General features: G+C 72.1%; 12 protein-coding genes. 6 read left to right on the top strand and 6 right to left on the bottom strand.

Annotation, left to right across the window (positions count from 1 at the left end; genetic code table 11):
* Positions 1–94 precede the first annotated feature (94 nt).
* Positions 95–1,141 carry an NAD(P)-dependent alcohol dehydrogenase gene (locus U5C87_RS20635; RefSeq protein WP_330474303.1) on the top strand — a complete coding sequence of 349 codons (1,047 nt, stop codon included), beginning with the start codon at positions 95–97 and terminating at the stop codon, positions 1,139–1,141.
* On the opposite strand, the gene U5C87_RS20630 is transcribed toward U5C87_RS20635, so the two are convergent.
* Entirely contained in the window at positions 1,131–1,835 is a 705-nt protein-coding gene (locus U5C87_RS20630) for a pyridoxamine 5'-phosphate oxidase family protein (protein WP_330474302.1), read from the bottom strand. The genes U5C87_RS20635 and U5C87_RS20630 overlap by 11 nt on opposite strands.
* Before the next feature lie 201 nt (positions 1,836–2,036).
* Between U5C87_RS20630 and U5C87_RS20625 the strand changes: the two genes are divergently transcribed.
* Complete coding sequence (locus tag U5C87_RS20625; protein WP_330474301.1) at positions 2,037–5,366, top strand: fibronectin type III domain-containing protein; 3,330 nt, start codon at positions 2,037–2,039, stop codon at positions 5,364–5,366.
* 146 nt (positions 5,367–5,512) lie between these two features.
* Here U5C87_RS20625 and U5C87_RS20620 read toward each other — a convergent pair whose 3' ends face one another.
* A complete protein-coding gene (locus U5C87_RS20620) occupies positions 5,513–7,333 on the bottom strand; it encodes a DEAD/DEAH box helicase (protein ID WP_443082079.1) in 1,821 nt (606 codons plus the stop codon).
* Positions 7,334–7,578: 245 nt separating this feature from the next.
* Between U5C87_RS20620 and U5C87_RS20615 the strand changes: the two genes are divergently transcribed.
* Positions 7,579–8,331 (top strand): ferritin-like fold-containing protein, encoded by a 753-nt coding sequence (locus tag U5C87_RS20615; protein ID WP_330474299.1) that lies wholly within the window; start codon positions 7,579–7,581, stop codon positions 8,329–8,331.
* A gap of 75 nt (positions 8,332–8,406) precedes the next feature.
* Here the strand turns inward: U5C87_RS20615 and U5C87_RS20610 are convergent, their stop codons facing one another.
* From U5C87_RS20610 to U5C87_RS20595, 4 genes are all read right to left on the bottom strand, one after another.
* Positions 8,407–8,670, bottom strand: a complete 264-nt coding sequence (locus U5C87_RS20610) for a GlsB/YeaQ/YmgE family stress response membrane protein (protein ID WP_330474298.1) — start codon at positions 8,668–8,670, stop codon at positions 8,407–8,409.
* A gap of 190 nt (positions 8,671–8,860) precedes the next feature.
* Complete coding sequence (locus U5C87_RS20605) at positions 8,861–9,133, bottom strand: GlsB/YeaQ/YmgE family stress response membrane protein (RefSeq protein ID WP_030194590.1); 273 nt, start codon at positions 9,131–9,133, stop codon at positions 8,861–8,863.
* Between the two features lie 232 nt (positions 9,134–9,365).
* On the bottom strand, positions 9,366–9,587 hold the full coding sequence (locus tag U5C87_RS20600) for a DUF3107 domain-containing protein (protein WP_330474297.1): 222 nt from the start codon (positions 9,585–9,587) through the stop codon (positions 9,366–9,368).
* A 56-nt stretch (positions 9,588–9,643) separates the two neighbouring features.
* Entirely contained in the window at positions 9,644–10,345 is a 702-nt protein-coding gene (locus U5C87_RS20595) for a TetR/AcrR family transcriptional regulator (protein WP_330474296.1), read from the bottom strand.
* Between the two features lie 112 nt (positions 10,346–10,457).
* On the opposite strand from U5C87_RS20595, the gene moeB reads away from it, so the two are divergent.
* The 3 genes from moeB to U5C87_RS20580 all read left to right on the top strand — a co-directional run bounded on the left by moeB (position 10,458) and on the right by U5C87_RS20580 (position 13,983).
* Positions 10,458–11,636, top strand: a complete 1,179-nt coding sequence (gene moeB, locus U5C87_RS20590) for a molybdopterin-synthase adenylyltransferase MoeB (RefSeq protein ID WP_330474295.1) — start codon at positions 10,458–10,460, stop codon at positions 11,634–11,636.
* A gap of 10 nt (positions 11,637–11,646) precedes the next feature.
* On the top strand, positions 11,647–12,381 hold the full coding sequence (locus U5C87_RS20585; protein WP_330474294.1) for an MGMT family protein: 735 nt from the start codon (positions 11,647–11,649) through the stop codon (positions 12,379–12,381).
* 102 nt (positions 12,382–12,483) lie between these two features.
* Positions 12,484–13,983, top strand: a complete 1,500-nt coding sequence (locus U5C87_RS20580; RefSeq protein ID WP_330474293.1) for a hypothetical protein — start codon at positions 12,484–12,486, stop codon at positions 13,981–13,983.
* The last annotated feature ends 6 nt before the right edge of the window (positions 13,984–13,989 follow it).

Here is a 13,989-nt window from a genome sequence, read left to right as displayed (position 1 = left end):
CACCGTTCGCCGGGACCGGCCGGCGGGGAATGAATGGTGGTCAGGCTGCGCTGCACCTGAGAGCGTCGCCAACCACCACGAAGGAGACACCCTCTTGATTTCCACCCCCGCCCTGGTCGCCCCGAGCGCTGGAGCCGCCTTCGAGGCCCGGACCGTCGAGCACCGCGACCTGCGTGACGACGACGTCCTCATCGACATCAAGTTCGCCGGCATCTGCCACAGCGACATCCACCAGGTCCGCGAGGAGTGGGGCAGCGCGCACTTCCCCATGGTCCCCGGGCACGAGATCGCCGGCATCGTGTCGGCCGTCGGTGACGGCGTCACGAAGTACAAGGTCGGCGACCGCGTCGGCGTCGGCTGCATGGTCGACTCCTGCGGCGAGTGCGAGTTCTGCAAGGACGGCGAGGAGCAGTTCTGCTCCAAGGGCGCCGTCATGACCTACAACGGCAAGGGCTACGACGGCGAGCAGACCAAGGGCGGCTACGCCCAGCAGGTCGTCGTCTCCGAGCGCTTCGCGGTCGGCATCCCCGACGGCATCGAGCTCGACGTCGCCGCCCCGCTGCTCTGCGCCGGCATCACCGTGTGGTCGCCGCTCAAGCGCTGGGGCGCCGGCCCCGGCAAGAAGGTCGCCGTCATCGGCCTCGGCGGCCTCGGCCACATGGCCGTCAAGCTCGCCGCCGCCATGGGCGCCGAGGTCAGCGTGCTGAGCCGCAGCGACGCCAAGAAGGACGACGGCCTCGCGCTCGGCGCGACGGCCTACTACGCCACCGGTGACGAGGGTGTGCTGAAGAGCCTCAAGGGCACCTTCGACATCATCATCAACACCGTCAGCGCGGACCTGCCCATGCAGACCTACATCGGTCTGCTGCGCCCGCTCGGCGTCATCGCCAACGTCGGCCTGCCCGCCGGCAACTACGACTTCGCGCCCGGTGCCGTCGTCGGCGGCAGCCGCGTCGTGGCCGGATCGAACATCGGCGGCATCCCCGCCACGGCCGAGATGCTCGCCTTCTGCGCCGAGCACGGCATCGGCGCGACGATCGAGAAGATCTCGGCCGACGAGGTCGACGCCGCCTACGACCGCGTGGTCGCCGGCGACGTGCGCTACCGCTTCGTCATCGACACCGCGACGATCAGCGCCTGACCATCGTCTGGCGTGCGCCCGACGGGGGCGTATGCGTGCGGCCGGGTCCTTCGGGGCCCGGCCGTTCGCCTGTCAGCTCCCTCAAGGCGTAGCGTCGGGCTGCGTCTCGGGGGTTGCTTCGGGGGGTTGCGTCGGGGGTCGTGCCGGAGGTTGTGTCGAGGGCCGGGAGGCCGTCGATCGACGCGGCGTTCTTCGTCGCGCGGTAGGTCGCCAGCCCCTCCTCGCCACGGTTGTCGGCCCACCGGGTCAGCAGGTCCCGGTCGCCGTCGTGCGTCATCAGCGGGACGGCATACCCGCACGAGTCGGAGACGCGCTCGACGTCGACCACCACGACGCCCCGGGCGCCCGGAAGATCCGCGAAAAGCCTTCGGTAGGAGTCGAACTCGCTGTCCTGCAGGCCGACGTAGCGACCTGTCCCGTGCAGCCGGACGATGTTGGGCGCGCCCTCGAAGGCGCAGAACATGACGGTGATGCGGCCGTTCTCCCGCAGGTGGGCGACCGTCTCGGAGCCGCTCCCGGTGAGGTCGAGGTAGGCCACCGTGCGCTCGTCGAGCACGACGAAGGAGCCGTCCAGGCCCTTCGGGGAGACGTTGACGTGCCCGTCGCGGGAGAGGGGCGCGGTCGCCACGAAGAAGAGGTGCTGCCTCTCGATGAACGCGCGCAACCGACCGTCGATCGACTCGTGCAGCTTCACTCCACCCACGCTCCTCGGCTCGGTCCGGGACGACCGGAACCAGCGTAGGAGCCTGCATGGCCCGCCGCGGCGACGAGACCACGGGTCGGACCCGACGGGCGGCCCGCAGGTGGGGGCGCGCGACTGCTTGTGCGGCCCCCGGCCCGGCCCTAGGATCAGCGCGCTCGTGGGTGTGATCCACGACTGACAGGGGGTCGGATCATGTCCGCGTTCTCACTGCGCGCTCGCCGCGTCGTCGCCACGGCAGCCGTCGCGCTCGCCGCCGTCGCCGGGGTGGTCGCCTCGCCCGCGCCGGCCGGTGCGCTCGCGACCAGCCCGGCGCGCGCCGTATCGGCCGTCCCGGCCGTCTCGGCCGTACCGATGGTCTCGACCGGCTCGTCGATGCCTGGCGGGGTGGTGCTCGTGCACCCCGCCCGGATCCTCGACACCAGGGTCGGTCGCGGGGCGCCGGCGGGCATCGTCCCCAGCGGACAGTCACGCAGCGTCGCCGTGACAGGCGTCGCAGGGGTGCCGGCCACCGGGGTCGGTGCCGTCCTCGTCAGCATCACCGTGACCGCGGCGACGGGCGACGGTCGCGTCACGGCATACGCCTCCGGACAGAGCGTGCCGGGGACCTCGAACGTCAACTACGTCGCGGGCCAGACGGTCACCAACCTCGCCCTCGTGCCCGTCGGTCCGGATGGCCGCATCGCGCTGTCGGTCAGCGGTGGCGCGGTCCAGCTGATCGGCGACGTGTCGGGGTGGGTCGCGGCAGGGTCGGCGACGGATCCCGGTGCGGTCGCCCCGCTGGCACCCGCGCGACTGCTCGACACCCGCTCGGGCGTCGGGGCTCCCGCGGCCCGGGTCACGGGTCCGGCGGTCGTACACCTCACCGTCGCCGGTCGCGGTGGCGTGCCGGCCACCGGTGCCTCCGCCGCCCTCCTCAACGTCACGGCCGTCTCGCCGACGCGGGCCGGCAACGTCGCCGTCACCCCGGTCGACACCGGCTCCGCGTCGACGTCGGCCCTGAACTTCCCGGCGGGTCGGACCGTCTCGAACCTCGTGGTCGCGCGCCTGTCCCCGACGGGGACGGTGGACCTGCGCGTGTCGAGCGGGGTCACCGTCGACCTGCTCGCGGACGTCCTCGGCGCCGTCGTGGCCGGCGACCCGTCCGCGGACGGCGGCCTCGTGACGGCGGCGCCCCAGCGCATCCTCGACACGAGGGCCGGCAGCCCGGTCGAGCCGGGCACGGCCTTTCCGCTCTACACCCCGGTCCCGCACGGTTCCGCCGCGGCGGTCGTCAACGTCACGGTCGTCGGGGCGACCGGCAACGGCTTCCTCACCGTGTCGGCACCGGGCACGGGCACACCCAAGGTGTCGCAGCTGAGCTTTGCGCGCGGATCGACCGTCGCCGCCCAGGTGCTCGCTCCCGTCGACGCCGGCGGCTGGGTCCGGCTCACCGTCGCCCCGTCCAGCCGGGTGCACCTCGTCGTCGACCTCGCCGGCTGGGTGTTGGGGCCGCAGGACGCCGCCAGCGTGCCGCCGACCGTCTCCGCCCCGACCGTCTCGTCGAGCGGCTCGGCCGTCGCGCTGAGGTGGACGGCGCCGAGCGGGATCAACGCGGGCTACGTCGTGCGCCGGCGCGTCGGCGACACGGCTCCGGCCTCGCCCTACGAAGGGGTGGCCATCGGCGCACCCTTCACGGCCTCGTTCACGGACACGCGCGTCGCGCCCGGCGTCACGTACTCGTATGCCGTCTTCGCACGTGGCCCCTCCGGCAACCTCTCGGAGGCGGTGCCCCTCACGGCGACGACCCCGGCCCAGGGGTGGGGCGGTCGCGTCCCCCTCCCGGCACGCCAGGGCTCACCCGCAGCGGTGTCGTGCCCGACCACGACCTGGTGCATGGTCGGTGACGAGGCCGGAGCAGCCCTGACCTACAACGGCTCGTCGTGGAGCGGCAGGACGCAGGTCCTGCCGCAGAACGGCGACGAGGTCCGCGGCTTCACCGACGTCTCGTGCCCGTCCACCACCTTCTGTCTCGGGGCCCTCACCATCGGCGGCTACGCCGTCTACCGCTCCGGCACGTGGACCGTCACGGCGGCTGACGCGAGGTGGAGCTCCGTCGACTGCTACAGCGCGACGCGCTGCGCTCTCGTCGGCGAGGTCGACGCGGGAGCGCGGGCCGGCTTCTGGAACGGCACGAGCGTCGGCACGCTGAGCGGGCCCTCGGGCTTCGACCGGCTGCGGTCCGTCTCGTGCCCCACCGCGACGCTCTGCTGGGCCGCGGGGACGACGTCGACCGGCTCGGTGCGCGTCATGCGGGCGAGCGGCACCACGTGGAGCGCGTCGACGCTCGCGTCGTCCTCGGGCTACAACGTCGTCGAGGTGTCGTGCACGTCGGGCACGTTCTGCATGGTGACGAGCTCGGACAGCAGCCGGGCCTGGCGGTGGAACGGCACCTCGTGGGCGCGCATCGCCGACACGAGGTCCAACCTCATCGTCAACGTCGACTCCCTCTCGTGCGCGTCACCCACGTCCTGTCAGGGAGTCGGTGAGGGCCGCGTCGCCCGGTGGAACGGGTCGACGTGGACGGTCACCGAGCTGACCCGCTACGTGACCCCCTCGATGGGCTGGAGGAACCGCGTCGTCGACTGCGCCTCGGCGTCGATGTGTCTCATCGTCGACACCAAGGGCCGCTTCAACCGCTGGAACGGGTCCTCGTGGGGACCGATGACGCTCTTCGACCGGACCTTCGGCGTGCTGGGTGAGCTGACGTGCGCCAGCCGCAGCAGGTGCATGGTCGGCGACGCCCTCGGCAGCGTGCTGACCTGGAACGGCAGCACCTGGTCGGGGCCGACGACGATCAGCGAGTCGGGCTCCCTCCTGTCGTGCCCGACGTCCACGTGGTGCCTCGCGGTGGACCAGCAGTCGGGCACCTTCCGGAAGTGGACCGGGGCGTGGGGGTCCACGACGACCTTCGACAACGTCAACTTCTACTCGACCCTCGCGTGCGCGTCACCGACCGCGTGCTTCCTGTTCCAGGGCGGCGAGCTCCGGCGCTTCAACGGCACCTCGTGGTCCGCGCCGGCCACGCTCTTCCCCAACTGGGACGGCAACACCACCGTGCGCATCGTGTGTGCCACCTCGACGAGCTGTCTGGCCGTGGACACGTGGACCGGGCGCTACGCGAGGTGGAACGGCTCGTCGTGGTCCAAGCCCGCCTCGAGCGGCCTGCGGGCGATCTTCGACCTGACCTGCGTCTCGGCCTCCATGTGTATGGGGCTCGGGGAGTCCTCGACCGGGGCGGCCGTGACCGCACGGTTCGACGGCTCCGCCTGGCGCCAGACGGCGACCCCGTGGAGCCCGAGCCGGCTCGCCTGCCAGAGCGCGACCCGCTGCGTCGCGACGGGCTACGACGGCAGCACCCTCTGGATGTGGGACGGGCTCGAGTGGGGACAGACCGCCACGACCGTCCCGGCGGGGGCCGACCTGGCCTGCCGGGGCGCGTGGTGCATGGCGACCGCGAACGGCGCTGCCGCCTGGACGCCCTGAGGCGCGAGCCCGTCCCGAGACCAGCCGGGACGAGCGAAGGCCCGGGTCAGGCCGCACCCTGAGGTGCTGCCCGACCCGGGCCTTCGCGTGTGCCGAGCGTGTGCCCGGCGGCCGTTCGGTGAGAGCTCAGGACGAGCTCTCGGTCGTCACTCCGCGGCGGGAGCGGTGGCCGCCGGAGCGGCCTCGCCACGACCGGCGCCACCGCGGCGACGACGACGCGGCGGGCGCGAGCCGCCCTCGCCCGCGTTGGCGGAGTCACCGCCTGCAGGAGCCGACTCCTCGCCCCCGGTGGCGCCTGCGGCACCGGCGGCCGCAGCCCCGGCACCACGCGTACGACGTCGGTTGCGGCTGCGGCGCGGACGGCTCTCGCCGCTCTCGGACGAGGAGCCCGACTCGCCCGACTGGCCCGAGTCGCTCGACTCGGCTGCCGCGTCGGTGTCGTCGCGACGGGCGCGCGAGCGCCCACGGTCGCCGCCACGCTCACCGCGCTCACCCCGACCACCGCGCTCACCGCGGTCGCCCCGCTCACCACGGCCCGAGCCGGCGCCCGACTTGCCGTGGCGCTTGCCGGTCTCGCCGAGGTCCTCGATCTCCTCGGCGCCGAGGCCGGCGAGCTTCTGCTGAGAGCGGCGCAGGCGGCCCTTGGCGTCGGTGGGGATGTCGAGGTCGGTGAAGAGGTGCTCGGAGCTGGAGTAGGTCTCCTGTGGCTCGGGGATGCCGAGGTCGAGCGTCTTGTTGATGAGCGCCCAGCGGTGCAGGTCGTCCCAGTCGACGAAGGTCACCGCGACACCGGTGTTGCCGGCGCGGGCCGTGCGGCCGATGCGGTGCAGGTAGGTCTTCTCGTCCTCGGGGCACTGGTAGTTGATGACGTGCGTGACGTTCTCGACGTCGATGCCGCGGGCCGCGACGTCGGTCGCGACGAGGATGTCGACCTTGCCGTTGCGGAAGGCGCGCAGCGCCTGCTCGCGTGCGCCCTGGCCGAGGTCGCCGTGGATGGCGGCAGCCGCGAAGCCACGCTCGACGAGCTCGTCGGCCACCTTGGCGGCGGTGCGCTTGGTCCGGCTGAAGATGATCGTCAGGCCGCGGCCGTTGGCCTGGAGCATGCGCGAGAGCATCTCGACCTTGTCCATGGCGTGCGCGCGGTAGACGAACTGCTCGACGGCCTTGACCGTGTGGGCGTTCTCGTTCTCGTCGCCCATGGCGCGGATGTGCGTCGGCTGGGACATGTAGCGGCGCGCGAGGGCCACGATGGCACCGGGCATGGTCGCGGAGAAGAGCATCGTCTGGCGCGACGCGGGTGTCAGCGACATCAGGGTCTCGACGTCGGGCAGGAAGCCGAGGTCGAGCATCTCGTCGGCCTCGTCGAGCACGACGGTGCGGGCCTGGGACAGGTCGAGGTGACCCTGCTTGGCCAGGTCGATGAGGCGACCCGGCGTGCCGACGACGACCTCGACGCCCGCCTTGAGGGCCTCGATCTGGGGCTCGTACGCGCGGCCGCCGTAGACGGTGAGCACGCGCACGCCGCGCTTGCGCCCGGCCCGCTCGAGGTCGCTCGCGACCTGGACGGCGAGCTCGCGCGTCGGGGCGACGGCGAGGGCCTGCGGCTTGCCGGGGCGAGCTTGCGCGTCGAAACCGTCGTCGCCGCGGGCGAGGACGCGGTTGAGGATCGGCACGCCGAACCCGAGGGTCTTGCCCGTGCCGGTCTTGGCCTGGCCGATGATGTCGTGGCCGGCGAGGGCCACAGGCAGCGTCATGGCCTGGATGGGGAAGGGGTGGACGATCCCGTGCTCGGCCAGCGACTCGACGATGTCGGGGTGGACGTCGAAGTCCGCGAAGGTGAGCTCTACGGCCGGCTCTACGGCGGTCTCTGCAACGGGCTGGGCGGCGGTCTCCGCGACGGCGGCCTCGGGCGCGTCCGTGGTGACCCCCGCGTCGGCGGGGATCTCGTGGGGCTGGGTCATGGGCATCTCTCGATCGGCACGAGCACCCCGGCGTTCGCGGGAGCTCAGTGGCGCGTGACGGGCCGATCGGAGACTGTCAGTGACGGTGAGTGGCTCTCGCACGAGGTGATCACCGTGCGGGCTCCACCGGTGCGCGGAGAGTCCGCGAGCACCATCTGGGCAAACCATCGGGCCGACCGGGCACCGAGTTGTCCGGCCCAGTCTACCGGCAAGCGGGCAGAACGCCCGAACTCCTTCACTAGATTGGACGCATGAGCGAGGACGCGACGCCCGAGAACCCCGAGAACCGCGAGACCGCCGAGACCGGCGAGGACGCCGGGCAGGGCGTCGAGGAGCAGGACGGCGAGCCCGGCTACCTCGCGGCCGTCACCGACCTGCTCGGGGCGCTGGCGTACGGCGAGCTGCGCGCCTTCAGCCAGCTGGCCAAGGACGCCGAGCTGGCGCCGACGCTGCGCCACAAGTCGGCGCTCGCCGGACTGGCTGCCCACGAGCTGCGCAACTACTCCGTGCTGACCGAGCGGCTCCAGTCCCTCGGGGTCGAGCCGGAGACGGCGATGGAGCCCTTTGTCCCCGCCGTCGACGCCTTCCACGAGCGCACGAGCGCCTCCGACTGGCTCGAGGGCCTGGTCAAGGCCTACGTCGGCGAGGGGATCGCGCAGGACTTCTACCGGGAGATCTCCCGCTACGTCGACGAGGACACCCGCTCGCTCGTCGTCAGCGTGCTCGAGGACACCGGCCAGGCCGAGTTCGCCGTCATGGTCGTCCGCGAGGCGATAGCGCAGGACCCGCGCCTCGCGGGCCGTCTCGCGCTGTGGGGTCGTCGTCTCGTCGGTGAGGCGATCACCCAGGCGCAGCGCGTCGGCGTGGAGCGCGACGCCCTCGCCAGCATCCTCGTCGGGGCGCCGGGCCGGGCCGGGGCCGACCTCGCCGAGCTCGGGCGGATGTTCGCGCGCCTGACCGACGAGCACTCTCGTCGCATGGCGAGCCTCGGCCTGTCGGCCTGAGCGGGCGTCTGCCGCCCTGCCCCCGGGGACGACGAAGGGCCCGACCGTGTGGTCGGGCCCTTCGGGTGTGGTCGGTCAGACCGACTTGTGGCTCATGCGGCCGTAGAGAACGATGATGATCGCGGCGACGATTGCACCGAGGATCAGCGGGATCCAGGCGATGCCCGAGTTGTTGGAGTAGCCGAGCTGGCGCACGACGAATGTCACGATGACGTTGGCGACGATGCCGATGAGGATCGTCACGACGATCGAGATGTTCTGCTTGCCCGGCAGGATGAGCCGGCCGAGGGCGCCGATGATGGCACCGACGATGATGGCTCCGATGATGGTGCTGACCATGTGTCACAGCTCCTTCTGGTCACGAGGTGACCGTTTGATCCGCGAGGGGTGCGGACGAACACGTGCAACGAGTTCAATGTCCCACCGGTTGGGGCGGGAGTGGTGGATGTGACGGGTGCCATTTCCACGGGATTCCGCCCATCGAAGGACGAACGGGACGCGAGCCCTCGTCGGGCGCGCGGCCGGGGGATCAGCGCGTCTGGCGGTTGCCGGTGATCATGCCGTAGCCGACGATGAGCGCGGCCGCGACGACGACACCGATGAGGCCGGAGATCCAGTCGATCCCCTTGGTGTCACTGACGCCGGTGGCCTTGTAGTAGATGAACGCGCCGATGAGTGAGCCGATGGCGCCGAGGACGACGGTGAGCAGGACACTCATGTGCTGCTTGCCGGGCAGCACCAGACGGGCGAGCGGTCCCACGATCGCACCCGCGACGAGGGCGGCAAGGATGGTTCCGATCATGTCTTCGCTTCCTCCTTCGAGCCCGCAGCGCGGGCGGCGACGACCCGGCGGACCCGGCTCGTTCCTCCACCCTGTACCCGCCTGACGCCCGTCAGCCACATCCGAGCGTGGCCGGGCACGACGAAGGCCGCCGACCCGAGCGGGTCGACGGCCTCCGCCACTGCGTCGGTCTCACGTCGTCACCGGGAGGTGGTCACGTGATCCCTTGCAGGACAGCTCTTCTCGTATGCGTTCAGTGGGCGCCGAAACCGACGCCGGCCTTGCGCTCGGCACCCGTCGTCACGTAGCCGATCGAGGCGGACGGCACGATGACGCGCCCGCCCTTGTCGTCGACCAGCTCGAGGACGTCTGACCCGAGCGCTGCCTTGACGGCGGCGTGGATCTCGTCGGACGACTGCGTCGTCTCGAAGGTGATCTCGCGCGCCACGTTCTGCACGCCGATGCGGACCTCCACGTCAAACCTGCTTTCTCAGTTCTGGTGGACGCGGTCGACCGCGTCCTGTCGTCACCTTAACCAGCGGGCGTGCCGACCGATTCCCTGGCCGCCCCACCGGGCCTGTCGCCCTCGGCCGACGTCTCGGTCCGGCCGTCGCCGCGTCCGACAAGGGGGAAGGCCCCGAAGCCGCGTCGGATCAGCGCTGCGGTGATGCGCACCGCCGTCTCCTTGGACAGCGTCGCCTCGTGGGTCAGCCAGTGACGGGCCGAGGTCTGGGCGAGACCGACGAAGGCGACGCCGACGAGGACCGCCTCCTCCTGGTCCATCGAGGTCTCGCTGCGGATGATCTCGGCCATCGCCTCGGCGCACGTGAGGTCGATCTGGTCGAGGCGCTTGCGCACCTCCGGCTCGTTGGCGAGGTCGGACTCGAAGATGAGGCGGAAGGCCGCCCCCTCCTGGCCGACGAAGTCGAAGTAGGCCCGCGTCATCGTGTTGATGCGCGCCTTGTTGTCCGAGAGGGCGAGGGCGTCACGGACGAGCTGCTCGAGCTCTCCGGTGTGCTGGTCGATGAGCGCGAGGTAGAGCTCGAGCTTGCCCGGGAAGTGCTGGTAGAGCACGGGTTTGGAGACCCCGGCCCGCGCGGCGATGTCGTCCATCGCGGCGGCGTGGTAGCCGTTCTCGACGAACACGCCGAGCGCCGCGTCGAGCAGCTGGGCGCGCCGCTCTGATCGGGGCAGCCGCTGGCCGCGGCCCGGCGGTGTGGTCTCGTCAGCCATGCGGGTCCTCTTCGGGTCTGGGCGCGTCGATCGTCCGGTCGGTGGGGGGCCGTGCCGTCCGCCCCCGCAGACGACCGTGTCGTCTCACCATACCGAGCAGTACGGTGAGGGCATGTCGACGGATCCGCTGGTCAAGACGGGTCGGGCCCTCAGCACGGCCGAGACGACGAGGTACGCCCGCCACGTCCTGCTGCCCGACGTCGGACGTGACGGACAGGAACGGCTGGGCGCCGCGCGGGTGCTCGTCGTCGGCGCCGGCGGGCTCGGCTCGCCCGCCCTGCTCTACCTCGCCGCCGCCGGGGTGGGCACCATCGGTGTCGTCGACGCAGACGTCGTCGACCTGACCAACCTGCACCGGCAGGTCATCCACAGCGACGCCGACATCGGTCGGCCCAAGACCGAGTCGGCCGAGGCGGCCGTGCACCGCGTCAACCCGCACGTCACCGTCCAGCGCCACGACGTCGCCCTCGACTCCTCGAACGCCCTCGAGATCATCGGCGGCTACGACCTCGTCGTCGACGGCACCGACAACTTCCCGACCCGCTACCTCGTCAACGACGCCTGCGTCATGCTCGGCAAGCCGCACGTGTGGGGATCCATCCTGCGCTTCGACGGGCAGGTCTCGGTGTGGTGGGCCGGCCACGGGCCGTGCTACCGCTGTGTCTTCCCCGAGCCGCCGCCGCCCGGTTCGGTGCCGAGCTGCGCCGAGGGCGGGGTGCTCGGAGTCCTGTGTGCGGCCATCGGGTCGGTCCAGTCCACCGAGGCGATCAAGCTGCTCCTCGGCATCGGGGAGCCGCTGACCGGTCGTCTGCTGATCCATGATGCGCTGCGTCAGAGCTGGGACACCCTCACGGTCCGCGCTGACCCGGACTGCCCCGTGTGCGGGACCGACCCCACCGTCACCGAGCTCATCGACTACGTCGAGTTCTGCGGCGTGCCCGGCGCCGCCACTGCCGACGAGGGCGACCTGCCGACCGTCACCGTCCACGAGATGGCCGACGAGATGGCCGCAGACGAGCCACCGCTGCTCGTCGACGTCCGTGGCACCGAGGAGCGCGCGATCGCCAGCATCCCCGGAGCCGTCGCCATCCACCTCGACGCGTTCCGCTCGGGTGAGGCGTTCGACGAGCTGCCCACGGACAGAAGGGTGCTCATCCACTGCAAGGTCGGTGGACGGTCGGCCGAGGCGACGCGCCTGGCGCTGCGCGCGGGGCTCACGGACGTCGCGAACGTCGAGGGCGGCATACTCGCCTACCTCCGGGAGATCGACCCGAGCCAACCCGAGTACTGAGAGGACGCCCGTGCCGCTGGAGGACCACGCCGAGCGTGTGCTCGACCTCGTCGCGACGATCCCCGAGGGGCGGGTGCTCGCCTACGGCGACATCGCCAAGCGGCTCGGGGGCATGGGCCCACGCACGGTCGGGACGGTCATGAGTCGCTACGGCTCCGACGTGCCGTGGTGGCGGGTCATCCGCTCCGACGGGAGGCCGCCGCAGGGCCTCGAGGACGACGCGCTCGAGCGATGGCGCGCCGAGGGCACGCCCCTGGTGGGCGGCCTCGTCGACGGCAGCCGCGCCGACATGGCCCGGGCGAGGTGGGACTTCGGGGGAGAGGTCGCCGGGACGGACGTCGCCGGGGTGCGGCGGAGGCGGGGCGGCCTGCACCACGTGGAGATCTGGGTCGAGGACATCACCGCCGCCGCGCGTGAGTGGGGGTGGCTGCTGGACCGGCTCGGCTACCATCTCGGCGACGACTGGGGCCATGGGCAGGCCTGGGAGCTCGGCTCGCTCTACGTGGTCGTCGAGTCGGGTCCCGACGTCGAGGGTGGTCGACACGAGCGGAAGCGTGCGGGAGTGAACCACCTTGCCTTCCATGGAGGTTCGCGTGCCGAGGTCGACGCCGTCGTCGCGGACTGCGAGTCGGGTGGCTGGACCCTGATGTTCGCCGACCGGCACCCGCATGCCGGCGGTCCGCAGCACTACGCCGCCTACCTCGAGAGCGGCGAGGGCTTCGAGGTCGAGCTCGTCGCGGACTGACGCGCTCGGCCCGTCCACCCCACGAGGGCGTCCGTCTGGCGCTAGGGTGACGCACGCACGCCAGCGTGCCTCGACGAGGCCTCGACAAGGACGACGACTGCGATGACCTGCCGGATCACCGTCTGGACCCCCGTGACGGACGAGGACGCCCGGGACTCGAGCGCCCTGGTGCGCCACCTCGACTCCCAGACGGCACCGATCGAGCGGTGGGAGCTCGTCCTGGCCACCTCCGGAGGCGCTCACGTGCCGCTTCTCGAGCGGCTGGCCGCTCGCCGCCCGAACGTTCGCGTCGTGGTCGACGGAGCGGAGGGCACTCATGCCGAGGGCGAATGGGTGCTGCCCTTGTCCCCTGACGACCGGCTCGACCGGGGCGCGCTGAGCAGCCTGCTCGGGCTCGTGTCCGAGGCGGGAGTGCCGGACTCGCTCGTCGTGAGCACCGAAGCCGGGCGACCCGGCGGCTCCGAGGTGCCGATCCTGCTCGTCCGTCGGGACGCCCTGGCTTCCGAGGTCACCGATGTCGAGCGCTCCCGCGAACGGGTCGAGCGGGTCGTGCCCGCCGCGTTGCGCAGCCGTCGGGAGCCGTGGGCCCCCGCCCGGGCCGGCCTCCTGGAGGACGTCACGGCCGACGCCAACTGGGTCGACGACGTGCTCGAGCTCCGCGGACGGGCGCCTCTGCACGCCGCCGGCGCGACACACGTCGAGCTCGTGCTCGTCGGTCGGCACCACGGCCAGGTCCGCGTCCTGCCCATCGAAATCTTCACCGTCTCGGGCGACGACGAGGACTCGGAGCCGGGGCTGGAGTGGTCGGCCCGGGTCCACCTCGCCCCGGAGGATCGCGACGACGAGCTGGAGGTGTGGCTCCAGGTCGCGCCCGCCGAGACGGACGACGAGAGCGACGCGACCGACCAGGCGGAGGACCGCGTTGAGGACGACGGGGCGGTGTCGGCCCACCCGGAGCCGCTCGTCGGGCGGGTCGCCGCCGGGCCGGGCACGGACGCACCGGCCGTCCTGGACGGACGACTCGTCTGCGCGCGTTCGGACGGCGACGCCCTCGTCATCGACCTCGGCGCCACCGGCCGCTCGCTCCTCGGTCATCTCGACCCGCGACGGACGTCCGTCGTCGAGAACCCCTCCGGGTCGCTGCTCACGGTCGGGGTGCCGCAGCTCGCCCACCACGGCCGCCCCCGGGTCGTCCAAGGATCCCTCCTGCTCGACGGGCACCCTCTGTCTGCACGACTCGTCGTCGACGACTCGCCGCGCGTCGAGTGCCGCCTCGCCACGCTGCCCGGGACCGCCGTCCTGGAATGGAGTTTCGGCCCGGGGCCGGCTGCCGCCACGGGCTGCGACCTCGTCACCTCGGGCACGGGTGAGTTCACCGTCGTGGCAAGCCGACCGGACGCCCTCCACGGGTCGTCGAGGCGCTCGACGACGGGCGGGGCCGGCCGCGCGCACCTGCGGCCACAGGCCTCGGGTCCCGTCGCCGCCCTTCGGCGCCGTCTGCCGCACGGGGTCGACCCGGTCGTCTCGAGGCTGTCGAAGGTGCCGGCGTTCCGAGACGTCTACCGCCGGGTCACCGGCCTGCACGGACCCGACGCCCGCTGAGGCCGG

It is taken from the genome of Terrabacter sp. C0L_2, from assembly GCF_036352015.1.
In the GTDB taxonomy this organism is placed as follows: domain Bacteria; phylum Actinomycetota; class Actinomycetes; order Actinomycetales; family Dermatophilaceae; genus Terrabacter; species Terrabacter tumescens.
The sequence above is the reverse complement of the archived record's forward strand: the minus strand, read 5'-3'. Positions and strand labels throughout refer to the sequence as shown.

Bases quoted from the DNA above. Each gene is read 5' to 3' on its own strand.
- U5C87_RS20625 (WP_330474301.1), top strand. From the start codon at position 2,037: ATGTCCGCGTTCTCACTGCGCGCTCGCCGCGTCGTCGCCACGGCAGCC.
- U5C87_RS20620 (WP_443082079.1), bottom strand. From the start codon at position 7,333: ATGCCCATGACCCAGCCCCACGAGATCCCCGCCGACGCGGGGGTCACC.
- U5C87_RS20615 (WP_330474299.1), top strand. From the start codon at position 7,579: ATGAGCGAGGACGCGACGCCCGAGAACCCCGAGAACCGCGAGACCGCC.
- U5C87_RS20610 (WP_330474298.1), bottom strand. From the start codon at position 8,670: ATGGTCAGCACCATCATCGGAGCCATCATCGTCGGTGCCATCATCGGC.
- U5C87_RS20605 (WP_030194590.1), bottom strand. From the start codon at position 9,133: ATGATCGGAACCATCCTTGCCGCCCTCGTCGCGGGTGCGATCGTGGGA.
- U5C87_RS20595 (WP_330474296.1), bottom strand. From the start codon at position 10,345: ATGGCTGACGAGACCACACCGCCGGGCCGCGGCCAGCGGCTGCCCCGA.
- moeB (WP_330474295.1), top strand. From the start codon at position 10,458: ATGTCGACGGATCCGCTGGTCAAGACGGGTCGGGCCCTCAGCACGGCC.
- U5C87_RS20580 (WP_330474293.1), top strand. From the start codon at position 12,484: ATGACCTGCCGGATCACCGTCTGGACCCCCGTGACGGACGAGGACGCC.